The sequence below is a fragment of the Klebsiella sp. C283 genome, assembly GCF_048822555.1.
In the GTDB taxonomy this organism is placed as follows: domain Bacteria; phylum Pseudomonadota; class Gammaproteobacteria; order Enterobacterales; family Enterobacteriaceae; genus Klebsiella; species Klebsiella quasipneumoniae.
On the sequence record NZ_JBMEZS010000005.1, the window covers coordinates 164,731 to 180,966 of the forward strand.

Consider the following 16,236-nt stretch of genomic DNA (forward strand, 5'->3'; position numbering starts at 1 on the left):
CTCAGGCTCCTCGGGAAATGACAATCACCACCAGCACCGCCAGCTCAACCAGCGCCATTCCGCGCAGCAGCGCCGGCGCCGAGGCCGATTGCCAGCCCGGCACCAGACGCACCGGATTCAGCCAGTGACGCAGCTTCAGCAGCGGCGCAAAGGCCTCTTTCACCGGCATGGCGAAACCGTGGGCGGTGACCACCATCGACTGTTCGTGATCGTAGCCGCAGACCCAGGCCGCGCCGCGCGAGCGCGCCGCCAGGCGATCGCCTTTAAAGAAGATCATCAGCAGGAACGGCAGCAGCGGGCAGGCGATAAGCAGCAGCGCGATCATCGGCTGCGACACCACGCTCGACACCTGGGCCTGCAGCGGGAAGGCGCCGCTCACCAGCGGCAGCAGCCACGGCGCGGCAATGCCGCCAACGAGGCAGAAGACCGCCGCCATGACCACGCTCAGGGTCATCAGCCAGGGGGCGCAGGTGGCGTTTTCCGCCTCTTTGCTCCGCGGCGCGCCGAGGAAGGTGACACCATAGACTTTGGCCATACACATCACCGCCAGCGCGCCGGTGATCGCCAGGCCAACCGCCAGCAGCGGCCCCAGCAGACGGCCAATAAACAGGTCACTGGTGCTCATTTTGAAGAAGGACTGGTAGATGACCCACTCGCCGGCGAAGCCGTTCAGCGGCGGCAAGGCCGCCATCGCCATCAGCCCCACCAGCATGGCGAGGGAGATCAGCGGCATTTTTTTACCGATGCCGCCGAGCTTTTCGATATCGCGATGGCCGGTGCGGAACCACACCGCCCCGGCGCCGAGGAACAGCGTAGTTTTGAACAGGCTGTGGTTAATCAGGTGATACATGCCGCCGATGAAGCCCAGCACCATCAGCGTGCTGTTGCGGGTGGCCACGCCGGTGACGAAGGCGCCCAGCCCGAGCAGGATGATGCCGATATTCTCCAGGGTGTGATAGGCCAGCAGGCGCTGAATGTTATGCTCCATCAACGCATACAGCCCGCCGATGAAGGCGGTGATCATCCCCAGCACCAGCAGCATCACGCCCCACCACAGCGGCGGCACGCCGCCGGCCAGCGAAACGGTTAACATGCCGTACAGACCGACCTTCATGACCACAGAGGAAAACAGCGCGGCGGCCGGCGCGCTGGCCCCGGCGTGAGCCTGCGGCGCCCAACCATGCAGCGGGATCGCCCCCGCCAGCAGGGCGAACCCCGCCAGCCCCGGCAGCCACAGCAGCGGGTTCTGCATCATATCCACCGCCCGGAGATTGATCTGCGCCAGCTCGAGGGTGCCGTAGGTCGACCACACCAGCCAGCAGGTCCATGCCATCAACAGCGTGCCGAGACGACCCAGCGCAAACCACAGCTTGCCGGAGGCGGCGCAGCCGGTGAGAAACGCCGCGCAGAGCGCCATGATCTCCGCCATCACCACCAGCGAACCGATGTTGGTCACCACCACCGCGCAGGTGGCGGCGGCCAGCAGCAGGTTGACCAGCAGGCCGTTGGCCTTCACCTGCGGGTGGCGATGCCAGCTAATGTTAAACAGCGACACCGGCAGCGCCGACAGGCCGATGGCCAGCAGCCACAGGGCATTGACGCCGCCCACCCGCATCGTCAGATGGAGAAATTGCAGCATGCCGCCGTGGATCCGATCCGGCATCAGCAGCGCGGCGCCGCCGGCAACCACCAGCATGGCGCTGGCCACCGCGCCGCCGATCCCGGCAATGGCGCCGCTGAGCGGTTTACGCATGGCAAACACAAAGGCCAGCACAGCGCTGGCGGCGTACCATGTCACCGCCTGATTGACTAATCCAATTACACTCATTCCCTCTCCCCCTGTTGCGCCTGGAACAACGACAAGTCGCCAAGGTCGGTATTAAAGGTCAGCTGGCGTTTACGCTTGCTGGCCTGGGCGATATCACGGCTATCCACCAGCATCAGCGCTTTGGTCGGACAGGTCCGCACGCAGGCCGGGCCCTGGTCATCGAAGTGGCAGAGGTCGCATTTCACGGCAATGGCGCGCACGCCCGGCACCCAGTCGAGCAGCGAGCTGACGCGGGCCGGCGCCGGCGGCGCGGGGGGCGCCAGCCGGGTATTGGCATTGGCCGGAATATCCAGCGGACGGCTGCCGGAAAATTCGATCGCGCCAAACGGGCAGGCGATGCCGCACAGTTTGCAGCTTACGCACAGGCTCTCGTTGAGCTGGACGGCGCCATCGACGCGCTGGATGGCGTTTACCGGGCAGACAGCGGCGCAGGGGGCGTCTTCGCAGTGGTGGCACATCTGCGGTGCCGATTCTTTTTCATTACGCATCACCTGCAGCCGCGGCATAGCCTGCAGGCCGTGCTGGCGATGCGTCTCAGAGCAGGCGGCTTCGCAGGTGCGGCAGCCGATACAGACAGTGGAGTCAGCAATTACAAAACGGTTCACCGGGTCATCCTCGGGTGAAAGTCACTTTTGACGAAATCAGGTTGCGCAGGTGTCATTTTCGACACGTGTCGACACCTTGCGATCAGTGGGTCAGGGCCAGATGGCTTAAGTCCACCGGTTGGTCTTGCTCCATGGCGTCGTACAGACGGTCATAGACGGTGGCGATAATCGCCAGATAATGCTCCAGCACCTGGTCGCGGGAGCGGTTGCTGATCCGCCCGTCCACCGTGCCATCCGCGGCGAGCGTGGCCTGAGCAATCAGATACTTATCGCCGCCGCCTTTGTTTTCGACGTAGTATTCAATGGTGTGGCTGTTGAAGCCTTCCGCCAGGGCGACGAACACCTGAAAATGGCCGAACAGCACGAAGCACAGCTCTTTGTCCGGCGCGCAGCTCATCGCGTGATGCAGGCGGGCTTTCGACAGGGTGATCCCCTGAACCAGCGAGTTACAGTAGATATGCCACTGCTCCTGCTGCTGCCGGTGACGGTCGGCGATGTAATCCGCCTTTTCACTTATTTCCCAAATAGTCATATCGGTTTCTCCGTAGCATGAGATGCACCGTCTAAGCATTTTCCGTGCCACATTTTATTTATTTGATTTAATTATATTTTTAAATTTATTCCCTGCCGACGCGACATGTCGATGACAGCCCCGGCGCGTCGTCATCGACATTTCCTGCCACTACGAGTCCGTTCTGGCACCGTTATTGCATAAAAGGCGCATCGCGATACGGAGGCGACTATGCACGAAATCACCCTCAGCCAGCGGGCGCTGGAAATTATTGAACAACAGGCGCAGCAGGCCGGCGCGCGGCGGGTGACCGGCGTGTGGCTTAAGGTGGGAGCGTTTTCCTGCGTGGAAGCCAGCGCCCTGACCTTCTGCTTTGAGCTGGTCTGCCGCGGCACGCTGGCGGAGGGGTGCGAACTGCATATCGCCGAACAACAGGCTGAATGCTGGTGCGAACGCTGTCAGCAGTACGTCCATCTTGTCTCGCAGCACGTCCGCCGCTGCCCGCACTGCAATAACGACCAGCTACAGATCGTGGCGGATGACGGCTTACAGATTCAGCGTTTAGAATTGGAGTAAATTATGTGTACAACATGCGGCTGTGGAGAAGGCAACCTCTATATTGAAGGAGACGAACGAAACCCGCATTCCGCGTTCCGCAGCGCCCCCTTCGCGCCCGCCCCACGCCAGACGATGACCATCACCGGCGTAAAAACCGACCACTTCGCCCCCACCCGCACGACAGAGGGCGATCTGCATTACGGCCATGGCGAAGCGGGGACTCACGCCCCGGGCCAGAGCCAGCGGCGCATGCTGGAAGTGGAAATCGACGTGCTGGATAAAAACAACCGTCTGGCGGCGCGCAACCGCGCGCGCTTTGCGGCTAAGCAGCAGCTGGTGCTGAATCTGGTTTCCAGCCCCGGCTCCGGCAAAACCACCCTGCTCACCGAAACCCTCACCCGGCTGAAAGGGCGTGCCGACTGCGCAGTGATTGAAGGCGACCAGCAAACGGTCAATGACGCCGCCCGCATTCGCGCCACCGGCACCCCGGCGATTCAGGTCAACACCGGGAAAGGCTGCCATCTCGACGCCCAGATGATCGCCGACGCCGCCCCGCGCCTGCCGCTGGCTGACCACGGCATTCTGTTTATTGAAAACGTCGGCAACCTGGTCTGCCCGGCGAGCTTTGATCTCGGCGAACGCCATAAGGTGGCGGTGCTGTCGGTCACGGAAGGCGAAGACAAGCCGCTGAAGTATCCGCATATGTTCGCCGCCGCCAGCCTGATGCTGCTCAACAAGGTCGACCTGCTGCCGTATCTCAATTTCGACGTCGAGAAGTGCCTGGCCTGCGCCCGCGAGGTCAATCCGCATATTGACATTATCCTCCTCTCCGCCACCAGCGGCGAAGGCATGGATCAGTGGCTCACCTGGCTGGAGACGCAGCGATGTGCATAGGCATTCCGGGACAAATTTGCGCCATCGACGGCGTGCTGGCGAAGGTGGAAGTCTGCGGCATTCAGCGCGACGTCGACCTGACGCTGGTGGGCGCCGTTGACGAGCAGGGCCAGCCGCGTCTCGGCCAGTGGGTGCTGGTGCACGTCGGGTTCGCCATGAGCGTGATTAATGAAGCCGAAGCCCGCGACACTCTCGAAGCGCTGCAAAATATGTTTGACGTAGAGCCGGACGTCGGCGCCCTGCTGTACGGCGAGGAGCGATAATGCGTTACGTTGACGAATACCGCGCCCCTGAGCAGGTCATGCAGTTGGTGGCCCATCTTCAGCAGCGTGCCCATCTGCTGCCGCACACCGCCGCGCGACCGCTGCGCATCATGGAGGTCTGCGGCGGTCATACCCATGCCATTTTTAAGTTCGGTCTCGACCAGCTGTTGCCGGAGAATATTGAATTTATTCATGGGCCCGGCTGCCCGGTGTGCGTCCTGCCGATGGGGCGCATCGACGCCTGCATTGAGATTGCCAGTCGTCCGGGGGTTATCTTCTGTACCTTCGGCGACGCCATGCGCGTACCGGGCAAAAACGGCTCACTGCTGCAGGCGAAAGCCCGCGGCGCCGATGTCCGCATCGTTTATTCGCCGATGGACGCCCTGCGGCTGGCGCAGCAAAACCCGCAGCGTGAAGTGGTCTTTTTCGGTCTCGGTTTCGAAACCACCATGCCCGCCACCGCCCTCACCCTGCGTCAGGCGCGGGAGCGCAACGTCGATAATTTCTTCTTTTTCTGCCAGCACATCACCCTGCTGCCGACCCTGCGCAGTCTGCTGGATCAGCCGGACAACGGTATCGACGCCTTTCTCGCCCCCGGCCACGTCAGTATGGTGATCGGCACAGAAGCCTACGGCTTTATCGCCAGCGACTATCATCGCCCGTTAGTGGTCGCCGGTTTCGAACCTCTTGATCTACTGCAAGGCGCGGTGATGCTGGTTGAGCAGACAATAGCGCAGCGTAGCGAGGTGGAAAATCAGTACCGCCGCGTAGTGCCGGATGCCGGCAACCCGCTGGCGCAGGCGGCGATGGCCGACGTGTTTTGCCTTGATGGCGACAGCGAATGGCGCGGTCTGGGGGTCATCAGCGACTCCGGCGTGCACCTCACGCCGGCCTATCAGCGCTTCGATGCCGAGGCCCATTTCCGCCCGGCGCCGCAGCGCGTGTGCGACGACCCGCGCGCCCGCTGCGGCGAGGTGTTGACCGGCCGCTGTAAACCGCACCAGTGCCCGCTCTTCGCCAGCACCTGCAACCCGCAAAGCGCCTTTGGCGCGCTGATGGTCTCCTCGGAAGGGGCCTGCGCCGCCTGGTATCAATATCGCAGTCAGGAATATGAAGCATGAAAAGCGTCCAGTTAGCCCACGGTAGCGGCGGTCAGGCAATGCAGCAGCTGATCGGCGACCTGTTTATGCAGGCTTTCGCCAACCCCTGGCTGGCGGAGCAGGAGGATCAGGCGCGTCTCGATCTGGCGGCGCTTGCCGCCCAGGGGGATCGTCTCGCCTTCTCCACCGACAGCTATGTGATTGACCCGCTGTTCTTTCCCGGCGGCAATATCGGCAAGCTGGCCGTCTGCGGTACCGCCAACGATGTGGCGGTCAGCGGCGCCATCCCCCGCTATCTTTCCTGCGGGTTTATTCTCGAAGAGGGGCTGGAGATGGCTACCCTGGAAGCGGTGGTCGCCAGCATGGCCGATACCGCCCGGGCGGCAGGGATCGCCATCGTTACCGGCGACACCAAAGTGGTGCCGCGCGGCGCGGCGGATAAGCTGTTTATTAACACCGCCGGCATCGGCGCCATCCCGGCAGACGTTCGCTGGGGGACGCAGCAGATCAGCGCCGGCGATGTGCTGCTGGTCAGCGGCACGCTGGGGGATCATGGCGCCACCATCCTTAATCTGCGCGAGCAGATGGGGCTCGACGGCGCGCTGTCCAGCGACTGCGCGGTGCTGACGCCGCTGATCCAAACCCTGCGGCCGCTGCGCGGCGTCAAAGCCCTGCGCGACGCCACCCGCGGCGGCGTCAATGCCGTCGCCCATGAGTTCGCCGCCGCCAGCGGCTGCGGCATTGAACTGCACGAGGCGAAGCTGCCGGTCAACGACACCGTGCGCGGAGTCTGCGAGCTGCTCGGGCTGGACGCCCTGAACTTCGCCAATGAAGGCAAGCTGGTGATCGCCGTCGCCCGCGAAGAAGCGGAAAACGTGCTGGCGCATATACGGTCTCACGCCCTGGGACGCGAGGCGGCGATAATCGGCGAGGTGGTCGCCCGCCCGGGCGTGCGTTCCGTCGGGCTGTACGGCGTGAAGCGGACGCTCGATCTTCCCCACGCCGAGCCGCTGCCGAGAATTTGTTAACCACGGCGTCGGGTCCCGGATAGCGGCTGGCGCCTTATCCAGGCTACAACACGGCGCGCACATGTAGCCCGGCTAAGCGCAGCGCGAGCCGGGAAAAGCCAGCATGATTGTCCCGCCCAAACCAGCGGGCGCCCACGGATGGGTTAAAGCGGCAATAACCGCTTTATTAACATACTATTATTTGTACCATCATTTTCTTATGCGCCGCGTTGCCGGCGCGTTTTGGATGTAAGCCATGTCGTATACACCGATGAGCGATCTCGGCCAGCAGGGTCTGTTTGATATCACCCGGCTTTTATTACAGCAGCCCGATCTGGCTGCGCTGAGCGAAACCCTGACCCGCCTGGTGCAACAGTCCGCACTGGCCGACGAAGCGGCCATTATCCTGTGGAACGCAGGCAACCACCGCGCGGCCAGATACGCCTGCGATGAGGCAGGCCAGCCGGTGAGCTACGAAGATGAAACCGTGCTCGCCCACGGACCGGTGCGCCGCTTACTCTCCCGGCCGGATGCTCTGCATTGCGATCATGAGACCTTTGCCGACACCTGGCCGCAGCTTATCCGCAGCGGGATCTATCGCCCGTTCGGGTACTACTCGCTGCTGCCGCTGGCGGCCGACGGGCGGATCTTCGGCGGTTGCGAATTTCTGCGCCGTGACAACCGGCCATGGAGCGAGAAAGAGTTCCAGCGGCTGCATACCTTCGCGCAGATCGTCGCCGTCGTCAGCGAGCAGATTCAGAACCGGGTCAGCAATAACGTCGATTACGATCTGCTGTGCCACGAGCGCGACAACTTCCGCATCCTGGTGGCGATCACCAACGCGGTCCTCTCACGTCTGGATATCGACGAGCTGGTCAGCGAGGTGGCGAAAGAGATCCATCGCTACTTCCGGATCGACGCCATCAGCGTGGTGCTGCGCAGCAACCGCAAAGGGAAGCTCAACATCTATTCCACACACTATCTCGATGCCAGCCATCCGGTTCACGACCAGAGCGAGGTAGATGAAGCGGGCACCCTCACCGAGCGCGTGTTCAAAAGCAAAGAGATGCTGCTGCTTAATCTGCACGAGCATGACACCCTCGCGCCGTACGAGAAAATGCTCTTCGAAATGTGGGGCAACAAGATCCAGACCCTGTGCCTGCTGCCGCTGATGTCCGGCAACACCCTGCTCGGGGTGCTGAAGCTGGCGCAATGCGACGAACAGGTATTTACCACCACCAATCTCAAGCTGCTGCGGCAGATCGCCGAGCGGGTGTCGATCGCTATCGATAACGCCCTCGCCTACCGTGAAATTCAGCGCCTGAAAGAGCGACTGGTGGATGAGAACCTCGCCCTCACCGAGCAGCTCAACAATGTCGAGAGCGAATTCGGGGAGATCATCGGCCGCAGCGAGGCGATGAACAATGTGCTCAAGCAGGTCGAGATGGTGGCCCATAGCGACAGCACCGTGCTGATCCTCGGTGAAACCGGCACCGGCAAAGAGCTTATCGCCCGCGCCATTCATAACCTCAGCGGACGAAACAGTCGGCGGATGGTGAAGATGAACTGCGCCGCGATGCCCGCCGGTCTGCTGGAGAGCGATCTGTTCGGCCACGAACGCGGAGCCTTCACCGGGGCCAGCGCCCAGCGTATCGGCCGCTTCGAACTGGCGGACAAAAGCTCCCTGTTCCTTGATGAAGTGGGCGATATGCCGCTGGAGCTGCAGCCCAAGCTGCTGCGCGTTCTCCAGGAGCAGGAGTTCGAGCGCCTGGGGAGCAACAAGCTGATCCAGACCGACGTCCGACTGATCGCCGCCACCAACCGCGATCTCAAGCAGATGGTTATCGACAGGGAATTCCGCAGCGATCTCTACTACCGGCTCAACGTGTTCCCGATCCACCTGCCGCCGCTGCGCGAGCGCCCCGACGATATCCCGCTGCTGGTGAAGGCCTTTACCTTCAAAATCGCCCGCCGCATGGGACGCAATATCGACAGCATTCCGGCGGAGACCCTGCGTACCCTGACGCGCATGGAGTGGCCGGGCAACGTGCGCGAGCTGGAAAACGTCATCGAACGGGCGGTGCTGCTGACCCGGGGTAACGTGCTGCAGCTCTCCCTGCCGGAGCGGGATATCGTCGAGCCTCCACGGTCGCCAGAGGTCCTGCCTGAGGAAGGCGAAGATGAATATCAGCTGATCGTCCGGGTGCTGAAGGAGAGCAACGGCGTGGTGGCCGGGCCGAAGGGCGCCGCCCAGCGGCTGGGGCTGAAGCGCACCACGCTCCTGTCGCGCATGAAGCGGCTGGGCATTAATAAAGACGAGCTGGTGTAGCCTCGCCTGCTATTTATTTATCATCGCAGGTGTTGCTGGCCGGGCAAGGCGTCGCCGCACCCAGCACACACGCAGCACTTTCCCCCGAAGGCGCCCGGCTTGCGAGCCGGTAAACCGAATACCGCATGTCACCCGGGTCAGCACAATGCAGCCCGGGTTAATTTAAATCCCCGTGACAAAATCGTTCTCGCTCTAATCATTACCCACGCATGCAAATAAGAATTATTTTCATTTATAAATAGCTTGTGCTATATAACATAGCAATGGCTATAAACGCTGAGAAATTAACCACATCATTGCGAGGGATCCTATGCTGCACCTGACACCGCTGAAATCATGGCTGCTGGCCAGCGCGCTGGCCCTGCTGGCCGCGGCGCCGGCCTCGGCGCAGGAGAAATTCAGGGTTATCACCACCTTCACGGTTATCGCCGATATGGCGCAGAACGTGGCCGGCGATGCCGCCGTCGTCAGCTCCATCACCAAACCGGGCGCGGAGATCCACGACTACCAGCCTACTCCCGGCGATATCAAACGCGCGCAGGGGGCGCAGCTGATCCTCAGCAACGGTCTCAATCTCGAACGGTGGTTTGCCCGCTTTTATCAGCACCTGCAGGGCGTCCCGGAGGTGGTGGTCAGCGAGGGGATCCAGCCGATGGGCATCAGCGCAGGCCCCTATAGCGGGAAGCCCAATCCCCATGCCTGGATGTCGGCAGATAACGCCCTGATCTATGTCGATAATATTCGCGATGCGCTGGTGAAATACGATCCGCCTCACGCCGACACCTATCGCCGCAACGCCGAGGCCTATAAAGAGAAGATCCGCCAGACGATGGCGCCGCTGCAGGCCAGACTGGCGCAACTGCCCGAGGATAAGCGCTGGCTGGTCACCAGCGAGGGGGCCTTCTCCTATCTGGCCCGCGACTATGGTCTGCGCGAACTGTATCTGTGGCCGATTAATGCCGACCAGCAGGGCACTCCGCAACAGGTTCGCAAGGTTATCGACACCATGAAGAAAGAACGCATCCCGACCATCTTCAGCGAAAGCACCATCTCCGATAAACCGGCGCGTCAGGTGGCGCGCGAAGCCGGCGCCCACTACGGCGGCGTGCTGTATGTCGATTCGCTGAGCGCCGCCGACGGCCCGGTGCCGACCTGGCTCGACCTGCTGCGCGTCACCACCGAAACCATCGTCAACGGTATCCAGGACGGGATGAGGAAACAGCCATGAATACAGCGCAAGCGGGTCTGTATGTCGACCAGCTCACCGTTACCTGGCGCAACGGCCACACCGCCCTGCGCGACGCCTCGTTCAGCGTACCGCGCGGCGCCATTGCCGCGCTGGTGGGGGTTAACGGCTCGGGTAAATCCACACTGTTTAAAGCGCTGATGGGCTTTGTGCGCGTCGGTCACGGCGAGATCGCCATCCTCGGCCAGCCGGTCAACCGCGCGCTGCGCCAGAACCTGGTCGCCTATGTCCCACAGTCGGAAGAGGTGGACTGGTCCTTCCCGGTGCTGGTGGAGGATGTGGTGATGATGGGCCGCTACGGCCATATGGGCTGGCTGCGGCGGGCAAAGCCGCGCGATCGCGAGATTGTCGATGCCGCGCTGGCCCGCGTGGGCATGAGCGAGTACCGCCATCGGCAAATTGGCGAGCTCTCCGGCGGGCAGAAAAAGCGCGTCTTCCTTGCCCGCGCCATCGCTCAGCAGGGCCAGGTGATCCTGCTGGATGAGCCTTTTACCGGCGTCGATGTGCAGACCGAAGCGCGGATCATCAGCCTGCTGCGCGAGCTCCGCGATGAGGGCTGTACCATGCTGGTCTCCACCCATAATCTCGGGTCCGTAAGTGAATTTTGCGATTACACGGTGATGGTTAAAGGCACCGTGCTGGCCAGCGGCCCGACAGAAACCACCTTCACCGCCGAGAATCTGGAGCGGGCTTTCAGCGGCGTACTGCGCCACGTCGCGCTCACCGGTGCGGAAGCGCAGATTATCACCGATGACGAGCGGCCGTTTATCAGCCGGCGCGCGGCGGGAGGCCCACGATGAGCTGGCTGCTGGAGCCGTTTGGCTATCACTATATGCTCAATGCGATGTGGGTGGCGGCGCTGGTGGGCGGTGTCTGCGCCTTTCTCTCCTGCTACCTGATGCTCAAAGGCTGGTCGCTGATTGGCGACGCCCTTTCCCACTCGATTGTGCCCGGCGTCGCCGGGGCCTATATGCTCGGCCTGCCGTTTGCCCTCGGCGCGTTTCTCTCGGGCGGCCTGGCGGCGGGCAGTATGCTGTTTTTGCAGCAGCGATCGCGGCTGAAAGAGGATGCGATTATCGGCCTGATCTTCTCCTCCTTCTTCGGTATCGGACTGTTTATGGTGTCGCTGAACCCGACGTCGGTGAATATCCAGACCATTATCCTCGGCAATATTCTGGCCATCGCCCCGGAGGATATTATCCAGCTGGCGGCGATCGGCTTTATCTCGATGGCGATCCTGCTGCTGAAGTGGAAAGATCTGATGGTGACTTTCTTCGATGAAAACCACGCCCGCTCGATTGGTCTGAATACCCGCGGCCTGAAGCTGCTGTTCTTTACCCTGCTGGCGGCCTGCACCGTAGCGGCGCTGCAGACCGTCGGCGCCTTTCTGGTCATCTGCCTGGTGGTCACTCCCGGGGCCACCGCCTGGCTGTTAACCGACCGCTTCCCGCGCCTGCTGGCCATCGCCGTCGCCATCGGCAGCCTGACCAGCTTCTTCGGCGCCTGGCTCAGTTACTACCTCGACGGCGCCACCGGCGGCATTATCGTGGTGGCGCAAACGCTGCTGTTCCTCATCACCTTTATCTTCGCGCCAAAGCATGGCCTGCTGGCCAACCGCCGCCGCGCCGGGGAGGCCGCATGCTGAATCTGTTCCTGGCCCCGTTCCAGTTTCCTTTTATGGTCAACGCGATAACAGTATCGATGGTCGTTGCCGTGCCCTGCGCGCTGCTGTCGGTCTTTCTGGTGCTCAAAGGCTGGGCGCTGATGGGCGACGCCATGAGCCACGCGGTCTTTCCCGGCGTGGTGCTGGCCTACATTATCGGCATCCCCTTCGCCATCGGCGCGTTTATCGCCGGGCTGCTCTGCGCCGTGACGACCGGTTTTCTCGACGATAACAGCCGCCTCAAACGCGATACCATCATGGGGATTGTCTTCTCCGGCATGTTTGGCGCCGGGCTGGTGCTGTACGTAGCGATCCAGTCCGACGTCCATCTCGACCATATTCTGTTCGGCGACATGCTCGGCATCTCCCTCAGCGATATTGGACAAACGGTGGCTATCGCGCTGGTGATTGCGCTGATTATCGGGCTGAAATGGCGGGATTTTTTGTTGCACGCCTTCGATCCGACGCAGGCCAAAGCCAGCGGCCTGCGCGGCGGACTGCTGCACTACGGCATGCTGTGCATGATCGCCCTGACCATCGTCGCGACGCTGCAGTCGGTAGGGATTATTCTGTCGATTTCGCTGCTGATTGCCCCCGGGGCGATTGCGCTCCTGCTGGTACGGCGCTTTATCCACGCCCTGCTGCTGGCGGTGGCGGTAGCGGTCTGCTGCTCGGCGGGAGGGGTGTGGCTGGCGTTTTATCTCGATAGCGCGCCGGCGCCGACTATCGTGGTGCTGTTCAGCGCGCTGTTTGTGTTCGCCTTTGTGACAAGCACGATCCGGGATAGTCAGAAACAGAAGGCTTCAGCAACCATCCCCGGTGGCGGCTAACGCCTTACCGGGGCTGCGCTTGTCCCCCGGCCGCGCGCAGCCCAGGCCGGGGAAAGCCGCTATTTTTTCGGTCGATATTTTTCCGGCAGCGGCGGCACCGGCCGCCTGTCATCCAGCAGATGGCGAAGGGTCAGGATCGGGTGGCGCCAGAGCATTCGTGGCCCGGCCCAGCGCATAATCTGCTTCATCTCTTCGCGCTTCGCCGGCTGATAGCAGTGTACCGGACACTGCTTGCAGGCCGGTTTATTGTCGCCAAACACGCACTTATCAAGCCGCTTGTCGGCATAGGCCTTCAGCGCCTGATAGTGCTCGCCGTCGTCGCGGGCATCCGGACAGCGGCGCTGATAAAGCCCAATCATCCGTCCGATCGTCTGCTTTTCACGTTCGATACGTTTGCCCACCGTCAACTTCCCTCCCCACAAAAAGATGCATCAATAATACACCTTTTAAACGGGCCACGCAGCCGCTTTCCTAACGATTAGGTCGGGTTAGCGGGTTTATCAACATGCCCCAATGCTTTTTCCGGGAAGCAGACATCGCGCACCCGGCGTTTCAGCTCTGCCGCATCCGGAAAGCCGCCATCCTGCTTGCGCTCCCAGATCTGCTGGCCGTCGATATCGATAGTAAAGATCCCGCCGGTGCCCGGCACCAGCGTCACCGAGGCGATATCGGTGCTGAAGGTGTGTAACAGCTCCTGCGCCATCCAGCTGGCGCGCAGCATCCAGTTGCACTGGGAACAATAGGTGATGGTGATAGCCGCTTTTGAATTCATCGTCGTCTCGCTCAGGCTGAAAGGGCAAATTGTAAACAAAGTGCAGTTTAAATGAAGAACACATGATTATTTTGTTGCAAACGATAATACCTATCATTACCATTCGCAATCAACAAATGGAGTAAGACCCCATCCGCAACGGAAAAGACGGAGCAACCTGCAACTCTGGAAGTAACGCGTGAGCCGATACTAATAACGATCAAGGCGTGGCGACTATGTACAAATCGACTCCGTCAGCAGCAGGGTGTAAAAAACGCCTGCTGGTGACCTCTTTGCTTGCAGCAATTTATCAAACTTCTGCCGTCGCGGCAGGCACTTCCGCCGTTAGCGGCGAGGCGGTGGATGACACCTCGGAACAAATGACCGTCACCGCTCCCGCGCCGGCGCAAAAAGCCGGTAACGAGCACAGCATCAGCGCCCGGGATCTGGAGGATAAAGGCGCTAACGATTTCGGCTCGATCATGCGTTATGAGCCGCTCATCAGCGCCACCGGGGCCAGCGGCGGCTCCGGCAACGGCAAAAGCGGCTTCGACCGCGGGGGCTACACCGGCTACAACATTCGCGGCATGGAGAGCAACCGCGTCGGCATCGACGTGGACGGTATCGCCCAGCCCAACGCCACCGGCCGCGGCTACGTCGGCCGCGCCGGACTCAATACCTTCGGCATCGGCCGCGATTATATCGATCCGTATATGTACGGCAGCGTGGATATCCAGTCCGGCGCCACCTCGACGGAAACGGCCAACAGCGCCATCGGAGGGAATGTCTCCTTCCGCCCGAAATCGGCGGATGATTACCTGCGCCCGGGCAAAACCAGCGCCTTCGGCTATCGCAGCGGCTACGACTCCGCGGATCGCAGCTGGCACAACGGGGTGACCGTCGCCGGCGGCGATGAGTTCCTGCGCGGCATTTTGGTCTACAGCCGCCGTGACGGTCAGGAAACCGAAAACAACAGCGGCACCGTCGACGCCTACCCGGCGAACTGGCACTCCGATGCCTTTCTGGCCTCCGGGATCTGGCAGCCCAACGACGAGCACAAGCTAACCAGCACCTTCGACTATTACCATAAAACCAACCACACCCACTACGATACCTGGGACTCCAGCGGCAACAGCACCATCGGCACCGCCAACCAGACCAGCCAGACCCGACGCTGGGGCCTGAGCCTGAAGGATGACTGGACGCCGATGAATGACTACCTCGACAGCGTCTCCAGTAAAATCTATTACCAGCATACCGAAGCCCATGACTGGACGTATATGCCGGACAGCGTCACCCGCAGAATGCAGACGGTGAACTCCAACTACGACACCGACACCTGGGGCCTGCAGACCGCGCTGGCGAAAACCCTGGGCCGCCACGATCTGAGCGCCGGCTTTAACGCCAGCACCAGCAAAACCCAGCGGCCCTTCAGCCAGTCGCCGATCCCCAGCGTTTACAGCGAGATCATGCAGCCGGAGGCGGACAGCCGCAGCTACACTCTCGGCGGCTTTGTCCAGGATAAGATCAACTTCGACCTTGATAGCCACAACTTCGCCATTATTCCCGGCGTGCGCGTGGTGCATCAATCGACGAAGCCGGAAAATCTGTCCGACCTTGCCGCCAACAGCAGTGCGCTGACCGAATCGTCGGTGGCGAATCTGTACGGTAAAAACAGCGATACCCAGGTTCTGCCGTCGTTGACCTTCCAGTACGACCTCACCCCGCGCCTGATGACCTACCTGCAGTACCAGCGCGGCGCGCAGTTCCCCAACGCCAGCCAGCTGTATGGATCCTGGAACCTTGGGTCCAGCTACGCCGGCAGCCAGCAGTATGCCCTGATCGGCAATACCGATCTGAAGACGGAAACCAGCGATAATCTCGAGTGGGGTCTGAAGGGGGAAGTTACCGAAGGCATCACCCTGCGCACAGCGCTGTTCTACAACAGCTATAAGAACTTTATCGCCTATACCCGCTATACCCGGGCGAATAATCCGGGCCAGTTCACTAACGTGCCGTCGAACATCTACACCATTTATCAGGCGGAAAACCGCGATAAAGCCTATATCTACGGCGGTGAGATCAGCACCAAATTTAACTTTGGCACCTGGTTTGAGCAGGTGAACGGCCTGAGCGCCACCCTCGCCTTCGGCTATAGCGAAGGGAAATCGAAATCCAGCTACAGCGGCGATAAATACGTCGACCTCGACAGCGTAGCGCCGATGAAAGCTATCGTCGGCGTGGCGTGGGACGATCCGGCGAAACGCTACGGCACCGCCCTGACGGCGACCTTCGTCAAGGGGAAACAGGCGACCGCCACCAACCGCGAAAGCTACAGCAATAGCGGGTCCGCCATCGCCGATGCCAGCAGCGACTATATGCGCGTGCCGGGCTACGGCATGCTGGACTGGACCGCGTACTGGCAGGTAGCGAAAAACGTGCGCCTCAATGGCGGGGTCTACAACCTCACCGATCGTAAATACTGGGATTACCTGAGCAGCCGCAATATCGAGACCGGCACCAGCCAGGACGCCAATGATAAAGCGCTGGCGGTCATGCCGGGCCGCACCTGGCAGCTTGGGGTCAACGTCGACTTCTGATTGCCCGAATAACAACTCACCTGCCCCGGCCCGCCGGCCGGGGATATTGAA

At 61.5% G+C, this 16,236-nt stretch carries 16 protein-coding genes; 11 read left to right on the forward strand and 5 right to left on the reverse strand.

The annotated features are described in order from the left end of the window. Position 1 precedes the first annotated feature (1 nt). The 3 genes from hycC to hycA all read right to left on the reverse strand — a co-directional run bounded on the left by hycC (position 2) and on the right by hycA (position 2,965). Positions 2-1,828, reverse strand: coding sequence for a formate hydrogenlyase subunit 3 (gene hycC, locus ACOI7Z_RS11455; protein WP_087849615.1), 1,827 nt, complete (start codon positions 1,826-1,828; stop codon positions 2-4). Continuing rightward, complete coding sequence (locus tag ACOI7Z_RS11460; RefSeq protein WP_023290796.1) at positions 1,825-2,433, reverse strand: 4Fe-4S dicluster domain-containing protein; 609 nt, start codon at positions 2,431-2,433, stop codon at positions 1,825-1,827. The genes hycC and ACOI7Z_RS11460 overlap by 4 nt, the downstream gene beginning before the upstream one ends. An 82-nt stretch (positions 2,434-2,515) precedes the next feature. Then, positions 2,516-2,965: a formate hydrogenlyase regulator HycA gene (gene hycA / locus ACOI7Z_RS11465; protein WP_004205645.1), complete on the reverse strand. Its 450-nt coding sequence runs from the start codon at positions 2,963-2,965 to the stop codon at positions 2,516-2,518. Between the two features lie 210 nt (positions 2,966-3,175). On the opposite strand from hycA, the gene hypA reads away from it, so the two are divergent. The 10 genes from hypA (at position 3,176) to ACOI7Z_RS11515 (ending at position 12,834) form a co-directional block, all read left to right on the forward strand. Beyond that, the gene (gene hypA / locus ACOI7Z_RS11470) at positions 3,176-3,520 is read left to right on the forward strand and encodes a hydrogenase maturation nickel metallochaperone HypA (RefSeq protein WP_004205644.1); all 345 of its coding nucleotides are present in this window, start codon (positions 3,176-3,178) and stop codon (positions 3,518-3,520) included. Positions 3,521-3,523: 3 nt separating this feature from the next. Then, a complete protein-coding gene (gene hypB, locus ACOI7Z_RS11475) occupies positions 3,524-4,396 on the forward strand; it encodes a hydrogenase nickel incorporation protein HypB (protein ID WP_023290798.1) in 873 nt (290 codons plus the stop codon). Next, on the forward strand, positions 4,387-4,659 hold the full coding sequence (locus ACOI7Z_RS11480; RefSeq protein WP_002914934.1) for a HypC/HybG/HupF family hydrogenase formation chaperone: 273 nt from the start codon (positions 4,387-4,389) through the stop codon (positions 4,657-4,659). The genes hypB and ACOI7Z_RS11480 overlap by 10 nt, the downstream gene beginning before the upstream one ends. Continuing rightward, a complete protein-coding gene (gene hypD / locus ACOI7Z_RS11485) occupies positions 4,659-5,780 on the forward strand; it encodes a hydrogenase formation protein HypD (RefSeq protein WP_048335098.1) in 1,122 nt (373 codons plus the stop codon). Before ACOI7Z_RS11480 ends, hypD begins: the two co-directional genes overlap by 1 nt. Further along, complete coding sequence (hypE, locus tag ACOI7Z_RS11490; RefSeq protein WP_048335100.1) at positions 5,777-6,787, forward strand: hydrogenase expression/formation protein HypE; 1,011 nt, start codon at positions 5,777-5,779, stop codon at positions 6,785-6,787. The genes hypD and hypE overlap by 4 nt, the downstream gene beginning before the upstream one ends. A gap of 235 nt (positions 6,788-7,022) precedes the next feature. Next, positions 7,023-9,095, forward strand: a complete 2,073-nt coding sequence (flhA, locus tag ACOI7Z_RS11495; protein ID WP_023290801.1) for a formate hydrogenlyase transcriptional activator FlhA — start codon at positions 7,023-7,025, stop codon at positions 9,093-9,095. Positions 9,096-9,405: 310 nt separating this feature from the next. Further along, positions 9,406-10,323 (forward strand): metal ABC transporter substrate-binding protein, encoded by a 918-nt coding sequence (locus tag ACOI7Z_RS11500; protein ID WP_087849616.1) that lies wholly within the window; start codon positions 9,406-9,408, stop codon positions 10,321-10,323. After that, the gene (locus ACOI7Z_RS11505; protein WP_032453885.1) at positions 10,320-11,141 is read left to right on the forward strand and encodes a manganese/iron ABC transporter ATP-binding protein; all 822 of its coding nucleotides are present in this window, start codon (positions 10,320-10,322) and stop codon (positions 11,139-11,141) included. Before ACOI7Z_RS11500 ends, ACOI7Z_RS11505 begins: the two co-directional genes overlap by 4 nt. Continuing rightward, complete coding sequence (gene sitC, locus ACOI7Z_RS11510; protein ID WP_087849617.1) at positions 11,138-11,986, forward strand: iron/manganese ABC transporter permease subunit SitC; 849 nt, start codon at positions 11,138-11,140, stop codon at positions 11,984-11,986. Before ACOI7Z_RS11505 ends, sitC begins: the two co-directional genes overlap by 4 nt. Beyond that, positions 11,980-12,834 (forward strand): metal ABC transporter permease, encoded by an 855-nt coding sequence (locus ACOI7Z_RS11515; RefSeq protein WP_087849618.1) that lies wholly within the window; start codon positions 11,980-11,982, stop codon positions 12,832-12,834. The genes sitC and ACOI7Z_RS11515 overlap by 7 nt, the downstream gene beginning before the upstream one ends. 59 nt (positions 12,835-12,893) lie before the next feature. Here the strand turns inward: ACOI7Z_RS11515 and ACOI7Z_RS11520 are convergent, their stop codons facing one another. Continuing rightward, positions 12,894-13,235, reverse strand: coding sequence for a nitrous oxide-stimulated promoter family protein (locus tag ACOI7Z_RS11520; protein WP_087849619.1), 342 nt, complete (start codon positions 13,233-13,235; stop codon positions 12,894-12,896). A 77-nt stretch (positions 13,236-13,312) separates the two neighbouring features. Then, entirely contained in the window at positions 13,313-13,606 is a 294-nt protein-coding gene (locus ACOI7Z_RS11525; protein ID WP_004205627.1) for a SelT/SelW/SelH family protein, read from the reverse strand. A 215-nt stretch (positions 13,607-13,821) separates the two neighbouring features. Here ACOI7Z_RS11525 and ACOI7Z_RS11530 point away from each other — a divergent pair, with 215 nt between their 5' ends. Further along, on the forward strand, positions 13,822-16,185 hold the full coding sequence (locus ACOI7Z_RS11530) for a TonB-dependent receptor domain-containing protein (RefSeq protein WP_087849620.1): 2,364 nt from the start codon (positions 13,822-13,824) through the stop codon (positions 16,183-16,185). Positions 16,186-16,236: the final 51 nt, after the last annotated feature.

Bases quoted from the DNA above. Each gene is read 5' to 3' on its own strand.
- ACOI7Z_RS11505 (WP_032453885.1), top strand. From the start codon at position 10,320: ATGAATACAGCGCAAGCGGGTCTGTATGTCGACCAGCTCACCGTTACC.
- ACOI7Z_RS11530 (WP_087849620.1), top strand. From the start codon at position 13,822: ATGTACAAATCGACTCCGTCAGCAGCAGGGTGTAAAAAACGCCTGCTG.
- hycA (WP_004205645.1), bottom strand. From the start codon at position 2,965: ATGACTATTTGGGAAATAAGTGAAAAGGCGGATTACATCGCCGACCGT.
- flhA (WP_023290801.1), top strand. From the start codon at position 7,023: ATGTCGTATACACCGATGAGCGATCTCGGCCAGCAGGGTCTGTTTGAT.
- hypE (WP_048335100.1), top strand. From the start codon at position 5,777: ATGAAAAGCGTCCAGTTAGCCCACGGTAGCGGCGGTCAGGCAATGCAG.
- ACOI7Z_RS11525 (WP_004205627.1), bottom strand. From the start codon at position 13,606: ATGAATTCAAAAGCGGCTATCACCATCACCTATTGTTCCCAGTGCAAC.
- ACOI7Z_RS11500 (WP_087849616.1), top strand. From the start codon at position 9,406: ATGCTGCACCTGACACCGCTGAAATCATGGCTGCTGGCCAGCGCGCTG.
- ACOI7Z_RS11480 (WP_002914934.1), top strand. From the start codon at position 4,387: ATGTGCATAGGCATTCCGGGACAAATTTGCGCCATCGACGGCGTGCTG.
- hypA (WP_004205644.1), top strand. From the start codon at position 3,176: ATGCACGAAATCACCCTCAGCCAGCGGGCGCTGGAAATTATTGAACAA.
- hypB (WP_023290798.1), top strand. From the start codon at position 3,524: ATGTGTACAACATGCGGCTGTGGAGAAGGCAACCTCTATATTGAAGGA.
- sitC (WP_087849617.1), top strand. From the start codon at position 11,138: ATGAGCTGGCTGCTGGAGCCGTTTGGCTATCACTATATGCTCAATGCG.
- hypD (WP_048335098.1), top strand. From the start codon at position 4,659: ATGCGTTACGTTGACGAATACCGCGCCCCTGAGCAGGTCATGCAGTTG.
- ACOI7Z_RS11515 (WP_087849618.1), top strand. From the start codon at position 11,980: ATGCTGAATCTGTTCCTGGCCCCGTTCCAGTTTCCTTTTATGGTCAAC.
- hycC (WP_087849615.1), bottom strand. From the start codon at position 1,828: ATGAGTGTAATTGGATTAGTCAATCAGGCGGTGACATGGTACGCCGCC.